Below are 15,771 nucleotides of genomic sequence, written 5' to 3'. Positions count from 1 at the left end.
TCAGAGGTGTTGGCCATAGCGCGCAAACAGGGCGGCGAAGATGATGCCCGAGGCAATGCCGCCGGCCAGCCAGGCGACAAAACCGATCAGGCGATTCGTGCGGCGCTGCTCGAGCACCAGCATCGTCAGCAAATCGTGCGTGGCCGCGTGCGGCTGGGCCTGGTGTTCGAGGGCGCGGTGCACCAGGCGCGGCAGTTGCGGGAAGATGTGGGCGTAGCGCGGCGCCTCGTCCTTGAGTTTCTCGACAAAACCGCGCCAGCCGACCTGCTCGGCCATCCAGCGCTCCAGGTACGGCTTCGCCGTCTTCCACAGGTCCAGGTCCGGATCCAGCTGGCGTCCCAAACCCTCGATATTCAAGAGGGTCTTTTGCAGCAGCACGAGCTGAGGTTGCACCTCGACATTGAAGCGGCGCGAGGTCTGGAACAGGCGCAGCAGGATCTGGCCAAACGAGATGTCTTTCAAAGGCCGGTCGAAGATCGGCTCGCAGCAGGCGCGCACGGCCGCTTCCAGTTCGTCGACGCGGGTAGTGCGCGGCGCCCAGCCCGATTCGATGTGGGCTTCGGCCACGCGTTTATAGTCGCGCCGGAAGAAGGCGAGGAAATTCTGCGACAGATAATCCTTGTCGAAGTCGTTCAGCGTGCCGACGATGCCGAAATCCAGCGCGATATAGCGGCCGAAGGTTTCCGGCTCGATCGAGACCAGGATGTTACCCGGGTGCATATCGGCGTGGAAAAAGCCGTCGCGGAAGACCTGGGTGAAGAAGATTTCGACGCCGTCGCTGGACAGCTTTTTCAGGTCCACGCCTTCGGCCGCCAGGCGGTCGATCTGCGAGACCGGGATGCCGTTCATGCGCTCCATGACGATCACGCTGCTGGTGCAATAGTCCCAGTACATCTCCGGCACCATCAGCAATTCCGAATCCGCGAAATTGCGGCGCAGCTGGGCGGCGTTCGCCGCTTCGCGCATCAGGTCCAGCTCGTCGTGCAGGTACTTGTCGAACTCGGCCACGACTTCGCGCGGTTTCAGACGCCGGCTTTCGGCCCAGACGCGCTCGATCAGTCCCGTCGCCATGTACATCAGGGCGATGTCTTCGTCGATCGTCTTCTTCATGCCCGGACGCAGCACCTTGATCGCGACCTGCTTGCCGTTTTTGAGGGTCGCGAAGTGGACTTGCGCGATCGAGGCCGAAGCCACCGGGACAGGATCGAAGCTGGCGAAGAGCTCGTCCGGATGGGCGCCGAGCGCGGCCGTGATCTGGGCAATCGCGAGCTTCGAATCGAAAGGTGGAACACGGTCCTGCAGCAGGGACAGTTCGTCGGCGATGTCCGGCGGCATCAGGTCGCGCCGGGTGGACAGCACCTGGCCGAACTTGATGAAGATTGGGCCGAGTTCCTCGAGCGCCAGGCGCAGGCGCACCGCGCGCGGGCTCGTGATCCTGCGCCAGAAAAACATGCCATTGATGATGCGGGCGGTACGCGGCACGCCCAGGCCGGACATTGCAATTTCATCGAGGCCGTACTTGGTTGCGACCGTGAAGATTTTAAGCAGGCGCAGGAATTTCAATATCATCAGCTATCCAGGGTATGGTCCCCGCTTGGGCGGGTTGTCGGAATGGCGGTGCCGGCCGGCACCGGCGCCGTCGGCGCGACTGGCACCGGCGGCTGCTTCATCAATTGTTCCAGGCGAGATATGCGCTTGGCGGTGCGCTCGACGTCGTCGCGCAGGCGCACCACGTCGGCCCCAAAAGCCTCGACGTCGTTCGGCCGCACCAGCACCGGTCGCTCCTCGACCAGGAACTCGGCCAGGTTTTCGGCCAGGCGGCGCCCGGCGGCGTTGGCATTCGTAAAGGCGCTGCGGGCACCGCCGGCCAAGCGCTGCGCACCGATCGGCCCGAACAGGCGTTCCAAGTCGTGCTCGGGCTCCCAGCGCAAGCCGCGGCTGAGCTGGGAAATAGTATTCGCAAACTCGGCATCGCCCTCGATGCGCACATAGGAAAAGGCGCGTTCGCGGTTCTGGGCGATCAGCGGCAAGTCCGTCAGCTTGACGTGAATGGTGACGTTCGGCACCGCATCGGGCTGCCCGGCTTCGAGCAAGCCGTCCGCGGCCACGCGCAGGCGCAAGGCAAGATGGCCGGTATCGATCACGGCGATCTTGCCGGCATGACGCTGCAGCGACGCGCGCGCCCAGGCCTCGTCCGCCAATAAATGGTTGATCGTGGCGACGGCGGAGGCGCTCAGGGCACGTTGCGGCGACAAAATGAAGGAGCTCGGGAACATAAAAATATGGTCGCTAAAAAACAAAACCGCCCGTAATGACGCGGGCGGTTTCGATCTTACCAGTTTGCCGGGCACAAACCCGAGCGCACGGGAAAGTTTTCAAAGAAACATCAGGCCAGCTGCTGAATGCCTGCCAGTACCCAACCAGTGTTGCCCGACAGCGGCTTTTCCATGTTCCAGACTTCGGCGAAAGGCTCGGCCGGCGCATTCGGCGCCGTACGGATCATGCCGTTGAACTGGACGCTGGCCAGGTAGTCGGCCGGGCCCGTTTCGATGCCGAGCAGTTGGGCGTCGATCGAGACGACGTCGGTAAAGTCGGCATTGGCGCCGCGTTCGGCGATCTGCATCTTGAGTTCGGCGAACACTTCCGGCGTCGTGAATTCGCGCAGGTCGGCAACGTCGCCTTTATCCCAGGCTGCCTGCATGCGAATGAAGGAGGACTTCGCGTGGCGCAGGAAGGCGTCGGTGTCGAAGTCGGCCGGCACGCCCCATGGGGTGTGCTGGGCGGCGGCGCCCTTGTCCAGCGAGACGCCGGAGGCCGGCTGCTGCGCCTGGAAGGACTGCGGCTGATACGGCTGCTGCAGGCCCGAGCCGATTTCCGGCGTGGCCCCGGCCGGCACCGGCTGGTTGAAGCCGCCGTTGCGGAACTGGGCATTCGCCGGCGTGTCCTTGCGGCGGAACATGCGCACGATAAACATCACGGCCAGGGCCAGCAGCGCCAGCATCAGGATGGTCGACAGCACCGAGGCCATGGCGCCGCCGATGCCCAGGTGCGAGAACAGGGCGCCCAAGCCGAGACCGAGCAGCGCACCGCCCAGCAGGCCTTTCCACATGCTCGGACGCTGCTGGGCCGCAGCGCGTGCGCCAGCGGCGCCGGCGGCCGTACCGGCGACTGGCGCGTTCGGGGCCGGCGTTGCCGCCTGACGATTCATCGGCGTCATCGGCGCGGGGGCCGGGGCCGGGGCCGGCATCTGGCGCACCGTCTGCGACTGGCGGCCGATCGAGCGGCGGCCGCCCATCGGACGGGCGATCGCTTCGCTGATCATTGCCGTCGTGGTCAGGGCCAGCACCATCGTGACCAGGAATTTTTTCATTGTCGTCCCCTTACTTAGAGTTTGATACCGGTGTGCAGTGCCGCCACACCCGCCGTCAGGTTGAAGTACTGCACGCGCTCCAGCCCTGCGGTTTCCATCATGGTCTTCAGCGTTTCCTGGTCCGGATGCATACGGATCGACTCGGCCAGGTAACGGTAGCTTTCGGCGTCGCCCGCGATGCGCTGGCCCAGCCATGGCAGCACCGAGAACGAATACACGTCATACGGCTTTTGCAGCGGCGCCGCCACTTTCGAGAACTCCAGCACCAGCAGCTTGCCGCCCGGCTTCAGCACGCGGCGCATTTCCGCCAGCGCCTGGTCCTTGTGCGTCATGTTGCGCAGGCCGAAGGCCACGCTGACCCGGTCAAAATAATTGTCCGGGAAGGGCAGCTTTTCCGCATCACAGAGCAAGGTGGGGGTGACTAGACCTTTATTCAATAGACGGTCGCGGCCCACGCGCAGCATCGACTCGTTGATGTCGGTGAGCCAGACTTCCCCGCTCGGACCCGCCTGCTTGGCGAAGGCCTTCGACAGGTCGCCCGTGCCGCCGGCGATGTCGAGCACCTTGAAGCCCGGACGCACGCCGGCCTGGGCGATGGTGAACGTCTTCCAGAGGCGGTGCAGGCCGCCAGACATGAGGTCGTTCATGACGTCGTACTTCGACGCGACGGAATGGAAAACCTTGGCGACCTCGTGGACCTTCTCGTCCTCGGAGACAGTCTTGTAGCCGAAATGGGTGGTGTTGGTCATAGTGCTCTGCCGGTTGATTTGTGCGCATTATACAAGCGACATGCATGAGGCAAGCGCGGGGCCGGGAAGGCTGCACTGAATGGACTCAGCCGTGCAACCCGCTTTTATTGACTCTTGTATAATTTCCTCCTCCCTTTCGCTTCCCCTTGAGCAACATTTATTCCCATGCGAACCAGGACACGTTTCCTGCTGCTTGTGCTGTCGATCCTGGTTCCTTCGTTCATCGCGGCGACGCTGGCCGTTGTGTATGTCTACCGCGATGCCCAGCAGGCGCAAAACCGCAGCATGGCCGAGACCGCGCGGGCGATGGCGCTGCTGGTGGACAACGAGCTGGAGACGAGACAGACGCTGCTGCGCGCGCTGGCCGGGGCGCCGTCGCTCGAACGCGGCGATTTACCGGAGTTCTACGAGCACGCGCAGCGCGCCGCGCCGCCGCCGGCCTCGGTCGTGGTCCTGTTCGATCCCGATGGGCGCCAGCTCCTGAATACGCGCCGGGCCTATGGTGCAGAACTGCCGCAGCGCGGCGCCTCAAACATCTCCGAATTGATGAAGCGTTACGGCGCCGAGCGCACGCTCGTGTCGGACCTGTTCCTGGCGCAGGTGGGCAAGCGCCACGATTTCGCGATCCAGGTCCCGGTCAAGCTGGAGGGGCAGGTCCGTTATTTGCTGTCGCTGGGGCTCAACGCCAGCACGCTACAGCGCCTGCTCGATCGCCAGCAACTGCCGCAGGGGTGGATGGCGACCATCGTCGACCGCAACGGCATCGTCGTCGCGCGCTCGCGCACGCCGGAACTGTTTATCGGCAAGCCGATCCGTCCACAGACACGTGCACGCCTTGTCACATCGCGCGACACGATGTTCGAATCGACTTCTCTCGACGGCATTGAATCGCGCGTGTTCGCCAGCACGGTGCCCTCGGCCGACTGGAAGGTCCTGCTCAGCATCCCGGACAACGAATTGCGCGCCGCCCCGCTGCGCGCAGCCGCCCTGCTCGGCGGCCTGATGGCCTTGCTGCTGATCGCTGGCCTGGTCGCGGCGCGCCGTTTCGCGGCGCGCGCCATCGCGCCGATCGAAGCGCTTGGACAGAACGCAAAGGCGCTGGGCGAAGGCGCCGAGGTGCCCTACGTACCAGTCGGATGGACTGAGCTCGACAGCGTGGCGCGGCACCTGGCCGAGGCCAGCACCCGCATCCGCCACGGCCAGACCGAGATGGAAGCGCGCGTCGCCGCCGCGATCGCCGCCACCGAACGGGCGCAAAGCGCGCTGCTGAAGAACCAGAAGCTGGAAGCGCTGGGACGCCTCACCGGCGGCATCGCCCACGAGTACAACAACCTGCTGCAAACGCTGACCACGGCGCTGCAGCTGGCCGCCTTTTCCACGCGCGAGGAAAAAGTCAAAGGCCTGCTCCAGACCTGCCAGCGCACGGTGGCGCGTGCGACCGCCCTCACCGGCCAGCTGGGCTCCTTCGGGCGCCTGCAGGAAGCGCGCGTGACGACGGTCGACATCTGCGAGCAGCTGCGCAACGCCGTCCAGCTGATGAAGGGCTCGCTGCGCAGCGACGTCGCCGTCGAGGTGCATTGCGAGCAGGACGTGTGGCCGGTGACGGTCGAACCGCTGCAGTTCGACGTCGCCCTGCTGAACCTGGCGCTGAATGCGCGCGACGCCATGCCGCAGGGCGGCCTGCTGCGCCTCGAAGCGAAGAACGTCGAGATCGATTCGACCCACGACACCCTGGCGCGCGGCGACTACGTACTGGTCAGCATGGTCGACAGCGGCAGCGGCATGACCGCAAGCGTGATGGCGCGCGCCCTTGACCCCTTCTTCACGACGAAACCGCCGGGCCAAGGCACGGGCCTCGGCCTGCCGCAAGCCTATGCGTTTGCCACGCAGGCCGGCGGTACGCTGATCCTCGACAGCATCCCGGGCATCGGCACCCGGGTCGACCTGTATCTGGCGCGTGCGCGCGACGAAGTCGCTGCCGCGCCGCAGATCGACGCTGGCGCGACGCTGGCGCATGGCAGCGGCACGGTCCTGTTCGTGGAAGACGATGCCCTGGTGCGCGAGGCGGTGGTGCGCGCGCTGCAGGAGTCGGGTTTCGAGGTGCTGGTGGCCGAAGACGGCGAAGCGGCGCTGCGCCTGCTGGAGACCCAGGGGCGCCGCCCGGACGTCGTGTTCTCCGACATCGTCATGCCGGGCCTGGTCAGCGGCATCGACCTGGCCGGCATCCTGCGCCAGCGCTATCCCGGCCTGCCGGTGGTGCTGGCTACCGGTTATACGGAACAGCAGATCGACTTGCCTGGCGTGCAGGTACTGGCGAAACCGTACGCAATCGAGCAACTGGTCGCCACCCTGTCAAAGACGATCGCGCAGGGATGAATCGCCTGGAAAATCGGGGTTTTTCTCGACTCCCGGAAACTTTCATTGCGCCTGAGAACAAGCTCATGTGCTAAGCAAGGCATTTGTCGCATCGGCCCAACTCGACAGTAAAAAATCGACATCGAATTGTGCTTCACACAAGCGAAATTGTGCCTATAATAATTTCGCTTTGTTAAGACAGTCGTTGGCGTCATCCGTGGTTCCCGACACGCCGTAACAAGGCACATTACAATAAACTTTTGGGGAATTAAAATGACGACTGGCACTGTTAAGTGGTTCAACGATGCAAAAGGTTTTGGTTTCATCACGCCTGACGGCGGCGGTGAAGACCTGTTCGCGCACTTCTCGGCAATCAACACCCCGGGCTTCAAGTCCCTGGCCGAAAACCAGCGCGTGAGCTTCGAGATCACCACGGGCCCGAAGGGCAAACAGGCTGCCAACATCCAGCCGCAGTGATGTTGTTTTGTGCGGCTGCTCAGGCAGCCGACGCGGCTCAAATAAAAAAGCACCTGCAAGGGTGCTTTTTTTATGGCCGGGATGTCGAGAACTTGTGGCGCTGTTGCGTGGAGGCTTAGCTGGTTCGCACAATCCGCGCGGGCATGCCCGCCCTACGAGACACGCTACGTATCCGGGTTCCGCACGATCCCGCCGATAGCGGTGACGTAGGGCGGGCATGCCCGCGCGGATCAAACGAACCAAGAACGCCCGACGCCACAGCGCCACAAGCCCATGCAATCAGTGACTATGGCCGCCGCAAACGCCGCCGCGCGGCTGCGCGCCCGGCAGCACCGTTCCCGGCTCGCGTCCGCTGTCGCCTTCGAAGCCGGCCGCGTGCAGGCGATTCATGTAGTCCTGCCACAGCGCGTCGTGTTCATTCCCCAGCTTGTACAGGTAATCCCAGGTAAAAATGCCGCTCTCGTGACCGTCGGTGAACAGCGGCTTCACCGCATAATTCCCGACCGGCTCGACGCCACGGATGCCGACTTCGCGCTTGCCGACCTGCAGGGTTTCCTGGCCCGGGCCGTGGCCCTTCACGTCGGCCGAAGGCGAGTACACGCGCATCAGTTCGAAGGGAATCGAGAAGGCACGCCCGTCGTCAAAGGCGATATCGAGCAGGCGGGATTTTTGATGGACGGTGAGTTCGGTCGGGATCGGCATGGTGGTTCAGGTTCGATTAAAACGCCGCGCGATGGCGTCAGCCAGCTGCGGCAACAAGGCGCGCCGCGCGTCGAGCACGGCGGCGTCCGTCTCGCGCACGGCGTTCGCCCATACGGGCGCCGGGAAGTGCGCGTCGTCAGTGTAGCGCGGGATCACGTGCCAGTGCAGGTGCGGCACGACGTTGCCGAGACTGGCCACGTTGATTTTATGCGGCGCCATCACCTCGCGCACGGCTTGCTCCAGCTCGTACACGGCCTCGTTCAGCAGCAGGCGGTCTTCGCGTTTTAAATCGCTCATCTCGCGCACGTGCTCGCGCCAGATGACGCGGCAAAAGCCCGGGTAGTTGGCGTCGTCGACGATGATGACCGCGAACTTGTCGTTGGCGACAACGGTCGGCACGTCCAGGACGCACAGCTCGCAGTTCGTCATACCAGCACCCGTTCGATACCGCCGTTGTTGGCGCGCGCCACGTAATCCGGCAGCCAGTTCTCGCCCAGCAGGTGCTTTGCGATCTCGACCACGATGTAGTCGGCCGTGGTTTTCGAATCGCCGTTGTAGCGCGACAGGCCCTGCAGGCAGGACGGGCAGCTGGTCAGCACTTTGACCTCGCCCTCGAAGCCGTCTTCGCGCAGTTTCGCCGCGCCCTTTTCCATCTCGCCTTCCTTGCGGTAGCGGACCTGGGTGGCGATGTCCGGACGCGTCACGGCAAAGGTGCCCGACTCGCCGCAGCAGCGCTCGTTCTTTTCGATTTTGACATTGTCGAAGGTGCTCACCAGCGCGTTCACGGTCTTGACCGAATCCTGCATCTTCATCGGCGTGTGGCAAGGGTCGTGGTACATGTAGCGCGTACCCTCCACGCCTTCGAGCTTGACGCCCTTCTCCAGCAGGTATTCGTGGATGTCCATGATGCGGCAGCCCGGGAAGATCTTCTCGAATTCATAGGTCGCCAATTGGTCGTAACAGGTTCCGCACGAAACGAGGACCGTCTTGATGTCGAGGTAGTTCAGGGTGTTCGCCATGCGGTGGAACAGCACGCGGTTATCCGTCATCATCTTGTCGGCCTTGTCGTACTGGCCGGCGCCGCGCTGCGGATAGCCGCAGCACAGGTAACCCGGCGGCAGCACGGTCTGCACGCCCACTTCCCACAGCATGGCCTGCGTGGCCAGGCCCACCTGCGAGAACAGGCGCTCGGAACCGCAGCCGGGGAAGTAGAACACGGCTTCGCTGTCGGCATTGGTCGCCTTCGGATTGCGGATGATCGGGATGACCTTGTCGTCCTCGATGTCAAGCAGCGCGCGCGCCGTCTTCTTCGGCAGGTTCCCCGGCATCTTCTTGTTGATGAAGTGGATGACCTGCTCGCGCACCGGCGGCTTGCCGGTGGTCGGCGGCGGCGCCGCGGTCTGCTCCTTGGCGAATTTTTTGAGGATGCTGTTGCCGAGGCGCTGGGCCTTGAAGCCGACGCCGACCATGGCCTTGCGCGTGGCGTTGATGGTGGTCGGATCGGTCGCGTTCAGGAAGAACATGGCCGCGCGGTTGGCCGGCTTGAAGCTGCGCTTGTCCATCTTGCGCAGCAGGTTACGCATGTTCATCGAGACGTCGCCGAAGTCGATGTTCACCGGGCACGGGGTCACGCACTTGTGGCAGACGGTGCAGTGGTCCGACACGTCCTCGAACTCTTCCCAGTGGCGGATCGAGACGCCGCGGCGGGTCTGCTCCTCATACAGGAAGGCTTCGATCAAGGCCGACGTCGCGAGGATCTTGTCGCGCGGCGAGTACAGCATGTTCGACTGCGGCACGTGCGTCGTGCAGACCGGCTTGCATTTACCACAGCGCAGGCAGTCCTTGATCGAATTGGCGATCTCGCCGATGTCGCTCTGCTGCATGATCAGCGACTCGTGGCCCATCAGGCCAAACGAGGGCGTGTAGGCGTTGCGCAGGTCGGCGTGGGCTTCCTTCAGGTTCAGCAGCTTGCCCTTGTTGAAGCGGCCTTCCGGGTCGACGCGCAGCTTGTAGTCGCGGAAGTCCTGGATCTCGTCGTCCGTGAGGAATTCGAGCTTGGTGATGCCGATGCCGTGTTCGCCCGAGATCACGCCGTCCAGCGAACGGGCCAGCTTCATGATGCGCTCGACGGCTTTATGGGCGTCCTGCAGCATCGCGTAGTCGTCCGAGTTCACCGGAAGGTTCGTGTGCACGTTGCCGTCGCCGGCGTGCATGTGCAGCGCCACGAAGACGCGCGAACGCAGCACGCGCTTGTGGATCGCAGTCGTCTCGTCGAGGATGCATTTATACGCCGCGCCATTGAAGATCTGGCGCAGCGGTGCGCGCAGGTCCGCTTTCCAGGAGATGCGCAGCGTATGGTCCTGCACCACGTCGAACAGGGTGGCGTCCGGCTGTTGGCCGATACGCAGGTCGAAGGTGGAAGACAGATGGCCGAGGCCGAGTTCATCGAGCTGGTAGTGGATGGCGACCAGCTTCTGGTCCAGGTTGGCCAGCACGTAGTTCCAGCGCGCCTGCACGGCTTCGACCAGGGCCACGGCCTGCTCCGGCCGGTCTCCCATGATCTCGTCGCGCGCGACCGTGTCGCCGGTGGCGTCGTCGCTCTTCTCGAGCGGCAGGTGGCCGCCCGACAGGTAGGTATGCAGTTCGCTTGCCAGCTGCAGCTTGTTCTTGATCGACAGCTCGACGTTGATGCGCTCGATGCCGTCGGTGTACTCGCCCATCCGGTTCAATGGGATGACGACGTCCTCGTTGATTTTAAAGGCGTTGGTGTGGCGCGCGATGGCCGCGGTACGGGCGCGGTCGAGCCAGAATTTTTTACGGGCTTCGGCGCTGACGGCGACAAAACCTTCGCCGACGCGGGTGTTCGCGATGCGCACCACTTCCGAGGCGGCCATGGCGACCGCGTTCTCGTCGTCGCCGACGATGTCGCCGAACAGCGCCATTTTAGGCAGCGTGCCGCGCTTGGATTTGGTGGCATAGCCGACCGCGCGCAGGTAGCGCTCATCCAAATGTTCGAGGCCGGCGAGACGCAGGGTCTCGAATTCCGGCTTGCCGTTCTTTGGCAGCGAATCGAGGTAATCCTTGATCTCGACGATCGATGGAATCGCATCGCGCGCCTGGCCGAAGAACTCCAGCGCCACGGTGCGCGTGAACTTCGGCATTTTATGGAGGATCCAGCGGCTTGACGTGATCAGGCCGTCGGTGCCCTCTTTCTGGATGCCCGGCAGGCCGGACAGGAATTTGTCGGTGACGTCCTTGCCCAGGCCTTCCTTGCGGAACTTGCGGCCCTCAATCGTGAGCGTCTCGGTGCGGAAAGGCTCGCCGCGCGGCGCGCCTTTGACGCTCGGGTGCGTCCATTCGAGTTTGAAAACGGCGGTCGGCGCGTCGTGGATCTTGCCCAGGTTGTGCTCGAGGCGCGTGACCTCTAACCAGTCGCCGTTCGGATCGACCATGCGCCATGAGGCCAGGTTGTCCAGCGCCGTGCCCCACAACACCGCCTTCTTGCCGCCCGCGTTCATCGCGATGTTCCCGCCGATGCAGGAGGCGTGGGCCGAGGTCGGGTCGACCGCGAACACGAAGCCGGCCTTTTCGGCGGCCTGCGAGACGCGCTGGGTGACGACGCCGGCGCCGGTATGGATGGTCGCGTACTCGCGGTCCACACCCGGCAGGCGCGTCATCTCGACTTCGCCCAGGCCGATCAGCTTTTCCGTATTGATCACGGCCGACATGTTCGTCAGCGGAATCGCGCCGCCCGTGTAGCCGGTGCCGCCGCCGCGCGGGATGATGGTCAATCCCAGCTCGATACAGCCTTTGACCAGGCCGGCCATCTCTTCCTCGCTGTCCGGGACGAGGACCAGGAAGGGATATTCGACGCGCCAGTCGGTGGCGTCGGTCACGTGCGACACGCGGTGCATGCCGTCGAAGCGGATGTTGCGTTTATCCGTGTAGGCGCCGAGGACGGATTTCGCCTTCTTGCGCAGGTCGTACATCTCGCGGAACTCGCGGCCGAAGTCGTCGACGGCCTGGCGTGCGGCGGCGAGCAGCTGTTCGACCGCGGCGCTGCGTGCGGCGGCGGTGTCGGCATCGCCTTCGCTGCTATCGACCGTCAGGCGGCGCTTGTCGACTTCGGCCAGGCGGTGATGCAGGGCGTCGATCAGCTTTTGTCTGCGCTTCGGGTTGTCCAGCATGTCGTCCTGCAGGTAGGGATTCCTGCGCACCACCCAGATGTCGCCCAGCACCTCGTACAGCATGCGCGCGGAGCGCCCGGTCTGGCGCGCACCGCGCAGCTGGTCGAGCAGCTGCCAGGACGACTCGCCGAGCAGGCGGATCACGATTTCGCGGTCCGAGAACGAGGTGTAGTTATAGGGAATTTCGCGCAGGCGCGCCGGTGCGTTATCGGCGAGCAGGGTCTGGATGTGTACTGGGGCGTTCATGGATGAGATCGACGTTGGACTGGCCCGAAGGACAATCATTCTAGCTTATTGCGGCGCACAACGCTGGGCTGCGCCAGTTTCCTGCCGAGTCGAGAAGCAACAAAATGTGCAAAGAAGGCTTACTGTGCAAATTAGATTTGCAAAAAGGTGGCTGCAGGCATCAAAAGTAAGCCGACCGTCGAGTCAGCCCGAATTGCAGTCATCCCGTGATCTGCGTGATCATGTCGCCGACCCGTTTCCAGAATCCGTCCGGCACATACAGCAGCGCCGCCGTCATGGTCAGATAGCGCCCGAACTTCCCGATCGCCATGTACATCACGCTCGGCCAGAACGGCAGGTGCAACCAGCCGGCCAGCGTGCACAGTGGATCGCCGATGCCCGGCACCCAGGACAGCAGCATGGTCTTCGAGCCGTACTTTGCCAGCCAGCCGAACCAGCGGCTCTGGCGTTCGCGGGCAAAGGCGATCTTGGCGCGGTAGCCGATCAGGTAATCGACGGCGCCGCCCAGGGTATTGCCGACGGTGGCGACGAGGATCGCCGGCCAGAACATGGCCTCGTTGGCTTTTACCACGGCGAACACAGCCGGCTCGGAGCCGAGCGGGACCAGGGTGGCGGAAACGAATGCGATGAGGAAGACCGACGTGAGCCCGACTGTGGGAGCGGCGAGGACCTTGAGCAGCCAGAGGACAGCGGTTTCGATCATCGGTGAGGATTCGGGAGTTGGAGGCGTCCATTATAATGAGGAAAAAACATCGCCCCGACACGATAGGCTGCCTCTGCAACCCGGAGCTTCCTGTCGCACTGCGGCCCCGGTCACCCGCCACGGTCATCAGTCTCGCGTCACAGGAACCAGGACACTGGCCACACACTCTCCTTTCTTGATCATGAGCACCGACTACCTGAAGAAAATCCTCACCGCGCGCGTCTACGACGTTGCCGAGGAAACGCCGCTCGAACTCGCTCCTACCCTGTCGCAGCGCTTCGGCAACCGCATCTATTTCAAGCGCGAAGACATGCAGAGCGTGTTCAGTTTTAAACTGCGCGGCGCCTACAACAAGATGGCCCATCTCTCGCAGGAAGCCCTGAAGCGCGGCGTGATCTGCGCCTCGGCCGGCAACCATGCGCAAGGCGTGGCCCTGTCCGCCGCCCGCCTCGGCTGCCGCGCCCTGATCGTGATGCCGACCACCACTCCGCAAGTGAAGATCGACGCTGTCAAGGCGCGCGGCGGCAATGCGGTGGAAGTCGTGCTGCACGGCGATTCCTACACCGATGCCTACAACCACGCGATCACGCTCGAGCGCGAGCAGAAGCTGACTTTCGTGCACCCCTTCGACGATCCGGACGTGATCGCCGGCCAGGGCACGATCGGCATGGAGATCCTGCGCCAGCATTCCGGCCCGATCCACGCGATCTTTGTCGCCATCGGCGGCGGCGGCCTGATCTCGGGCATCGGCGCCTATGTGAAAGCGGTGCGGCCGGACATCCGCATCATCGGCGTGCAGTCGATCGATTCGGATGCGATGGCGAAAAGTCTGAAAGCAGGCGAACGCGTCACGCTGCCGGACGTCGGCCTGTTCTCGGACGGCACCGCGGTGCGCCTGGTGGGCGAAGAGACCTTCCGCGTGGCGAAGGAAGTCGTGGACGAGATCATCCTGGTCGACACCGACGCCATCTGCGCGGCGATCCAGGACGTGTTCCAGGACACGCGTAGCATCCTTGAACCGGCCGGCGCCCTGGCCGTGGCAGGCGCCAAGGCCTACGTCGAACGTTCGCAGATGGCGCGCCAGCCGATCAAGAACGAAGCGCTGGTGGCGGTGGCCTGCGGCGCCAACATGAACTTCGATCGCCTGCGCTTCGTGGCCGAACGCGCCGAGCTGGGCGAAGCGAGGGAGGCCATGTTCGCGGTGACGATCCCCGAGCAGCGCGGCAGTTTCAAGCGTTTCTGTTCATTAGTTGGTCCGCGCAACGTCACCGAGTTTACCTACCGCATCAGCGACGAGCGCCAGGCGCATGTGTTCGTCGGCGTGCAGGTCGGCAGCCGGGGCGAGTCGGGCCTGCTGGCCCACACCTTCGAGCAGCACGAGTTCGCCACGCTCGACCTCACCCACGACGAACTGGCCAAGCTGCACGTGCGCCACCTGGTCGGCGGCAAGAGTGCGCTGGCGCGCGACGAGCTGCTGTACCGCTTCGAATTCCCCGAACGCCCGGGCGCCCTGATGCGTTTCCTCGACAGCATGGCGCCGAACTGGAACATCTCGCTGTTCCACTATCGCAACCAGGGCGGCGACGTGGGGCGCATCCTGGTCGGCTTGCAGGTGCCAAGCGGGGAGATGGACGAGTTCCGGCAGTTCCTGGCGACGCTGGGGTACCGGTATTGGGATGAGACGGCGAATCCGGTTTATAAGCTGTTCTTGTGATGTCGGCCGGGTGATACGTGCGTAACGCGTGGGCATGCCCACCCTACGCCACGCTACGGTTCCATGAACTTGCTACCGACAGTGGTGCACCGTAGGGTGGGCATGCCCACGCGTCATGCGGCTCTCGCAAACCGCACGGCGTCTCTTGCCGCAAAGCGGACCGGACACGCACCCATCCGCGGAAAGGTGTACGATACGCCGCTTTGCCGCCGCCGGGCCGGCATCTCCTCGCAGCGCCGGCCCACGAGACGAGACCCATGAATAACACCCCCGATCAATCGCCACTCGGCAAATCCTCCGCCTACCAGACCCAGTACGCCCCCGAGCTGCTGTTCCCGATCCCGCGCCAGCAAAAGCGCGACGAGCTGGAAATCCAGGGCACGCTGCCCTTCTTCGGCCTGGACATCTGGAACGCCTACGAATTGTCGTGGCTGAACATGCGCGGCAAGCCGCAGGTGGCGATCGCGACCGTCAGCGCGCCGGCCGATTCGCCGAACATCGTCGAATCGAAGTCTTTTAAACTGTATTTGAATTCCTTCAACCAGACCCGCCTGGCTGGTCCCGAAGCATTGCTTTCTCTATTGCGCGCAGACCTGTCGAATGCCTTCGGCGCGCCGGTCCACATCACGCTCACCGAGCCGGAGCACTTCGGCAAGCTGAAAATGGGCGAGCTCGAGGGCCTGTCGCTGGACCGCCTCGACATCGAGATCGACAATTACGCGCCGGCGCCGCACCTGCTCACGGCTAATTTCGAGGAAGCGCCGGTCGAGGAAACCCTGGTGTCGAACCTGCTGAAATCGAATTGCCTCGTCACCGGCCAGCCGGACTGGGGCAGCGTGCAGATCGAGTACGCCGGCCCGCAGATCGACCAGGAAGGGCTATTGCGCTACCTGATCGGCTTTCGCGAGCACAACGAATTCCACGAGCAATGTGTCGAGCGCATCTTCATCGACATCCTGCGCCAGTGCAAGCCCAGCAAGCTGGCCGTGTATGCGCGCTACACCCGCCGCGGCGGGCTCGACATCAATCCCTGGCGCGCGAACTTCAGCACGGGCCGGCCCCATAATTTGCGCGGCGCACGCCAGTAAAACCTTCGTCTTTCTGTCGCCTTCCAGCCACAGAAAATGATGAAAAAACAACACTCGTAGCGCGTGATCAGCCTGCACAATTTTTAAGCAAATATGGGGAAAACACGGCGAATATGTCGTCTCTCCCCCGTTTCATCCAAGGCGCATGGGTTTTCGTAGCGGAAATTGCGTGGACCCTTG

12 protein-coding genes are annotated in these 15,771 nt (G+C 63.7%); 4 read left to right on the top strand and 8 right to left on the bottom strand.

Going from position 1 to position 15,771, the window contains the following annotated elements; all coding sequences use genetic code 11:
* From ubiB to ubiE, 4 genes are all read right to left on the bottom strand, one after another.
* Complete coding sequence (gene ubiB / locus C2862_RS10190; protein WP_136220013.1) at positions 1–1,569, bottom strand: ubiquinone biosynthesis regulatory protein kinase UbiB; 1,569 nt, start codon at positions 1,567–1,569, stop codon at positions 1–3.
* Complete coding sequence (locus tag C2862_RS10185) at positions 1,569–2,276, bottom strand: SCP2 domain-containing protein (protein ID WP_136220012.1); 708 nt, start codon at positions 2,274–2,276, stop codon at positions 1,569–1,571. Before C2862_RS10185 ends, ubiB begins: the two co-directional genes overlap by 1 nt.
* Positions 2,277–2,386: 110 nt before the next feature.
* Entirely contained in the window at positions 2,387–3,370 is a 984-nt protein-coding gene (locus C2862_RS10180) for a Tim44 domain-containing protein (protein ID WP_136220011.1), read from the bottom strand.
* Positions 3,371–3,384: 14 nt separating this feature from the next.
* Positions 3,385–4,119 (bottom strand): bifunctional demethylmenaquinone methyltransferase/2-methoxy-6-polyprenyl-1,4-benzoquinol methylase UbiE, encoded by a 735-nt coding sequence (ubiE, locus tag C2862_RS10175; RefSeq protein ID WP_136220010.1) that lies wholly within the window; start codon positions 4,117–4,119, stop codon positions 3,385–3,387.
* A 165-nt stretch (positions 4,120–4,284) separates the two neighbouring features.
* Between ubiE and C2862_RS10170 the strand changes: the two genes are divergently transcribed.
* Positions 4,285–6,495, top strand: coding sequence for a response regulator (locus tag C2862_RS10170; RefSeq protein WP_136220009.1), 2,211 nt, complete (start codon positions 4,285–4,287; stop codon positions 6,493–6,495).
* A 252-nt stretch (positions 6,496–6,747) separates the two neighbouring features.
* Positions 6,748–6,951 carry a cold-shock protein gene (locus C2862_RS10165; RefSeq protein ID WP_056345149.1) on the top strand — a complete coding sequence of 68 codons (204 nt, stop codon included), beginning with the start codon at positions 6,748–6,750 and terminating at the stop codon, positions 6,949–6,951.
* 279 nt (positions 6,952–7,230) lie between these two features.
* On the opposite strand, the gene C2862_RS10160 is transcribed toward C2862_RS10165, so the two are convergent.
* From C2862_RS10160 to C2862_RS10145, 4 genes are all read right to left on the bottom strand, one after another.
* Complete coding sequence (locus C2862_RS10160) at positions 7,231–7,653, bottom strand: gamma-butyrobetaine hydroxylase-like domain-containing protein (RefSeq protein ID WP_136220008.1); 423 nt, start codon at positions 7,651–7,653, stop codon at positions 7,231–7,233.
* Between the two features lie 6 nt (positions 7,654–7,659).
* Positions 7,660–8,082 carry an HIT family protein gene (locus C2862_RS10155; protein ID WP_136220007.1) on the bottom strand — a complete coding sequence of 141 codons (423 nt, stop codon included), beginning with the start codon at positions 8,080–8,082 and terminating at the stop codon, positions 7,660–7,662.
* A complete protein-coding gene (locus C2862_RS10150; RefSeq protein WP_136220006.1) occupies positions 8,079–12,086 on the bottom strand; it encodes an FAD/FMN-binding oxidoreductase in 4,008 nt (1,335 codons plus the stop codon). The genes C2862_RS10155 and C2862_RS10150 overlap by 4 nt, the downstream gene beginning before the upstream one ends.
* A gap of 199 nt (positions 12,087–12,285) precedes the next feature.
* Positions 12,286–12,789: a YqaA family protein gene (locus C2862_RS10145; RefSeq protein WP_136220005.1), complete on the bottom strand. Its 504-nt coding sequence runs from the start codon at positions 12,787–12,789 to the stop codon at positions 12,286–12,288.
* A 181-nt stretch (positions 12,790–12,970) separates the two neighbouring features.
* On the opposite strand from C2862_RS10145, the gene ilvA reads away from it, so the two are divergent.
* On the top strand, positions 12,971–14,503 hold the full coding sequence (gene ilvA / locus C2862_RS10140; protein ID WP_136220004.1) for a threonine ammonia-lyase, biosynthetic: 1,533 nt from the start codon (positions 12,971–12,973) through the stop codon (positions 14,501–14,503).
* Positions 14,504–14,760: 257 nt separating this feature from the next.
* Positions 14,761–15,591 (top strand): NADPH-dependent 7-cyano-7-deazaguanine reductase QueF, encoded by an 831-nt coding sequence (gene queF / locus C2862_RS10135; protein ID WP_136220003.1) that lies wholly within the window; start codon positions 14,761–14,763, stop codon positions 15,589–15,591.
* Positions 15,592–15,771: the final 180 nt, after the last annotated feature.

It is taken from the genome of Massilia sp. Mn16-1_5 (assembly GCF_004798585.1).
Classification (GTDB): domain Bacteria; phylum Pseudomonadota; class Gammaproteobacteria; order Burkholderiales; family Burkholderiaceae_D; genus Telluria.
The sequence above is the reverse complement of the archived record's forward strand: the minus strand, read 5'-3'. Positions and strand labels throughout refer to the sequence as shown.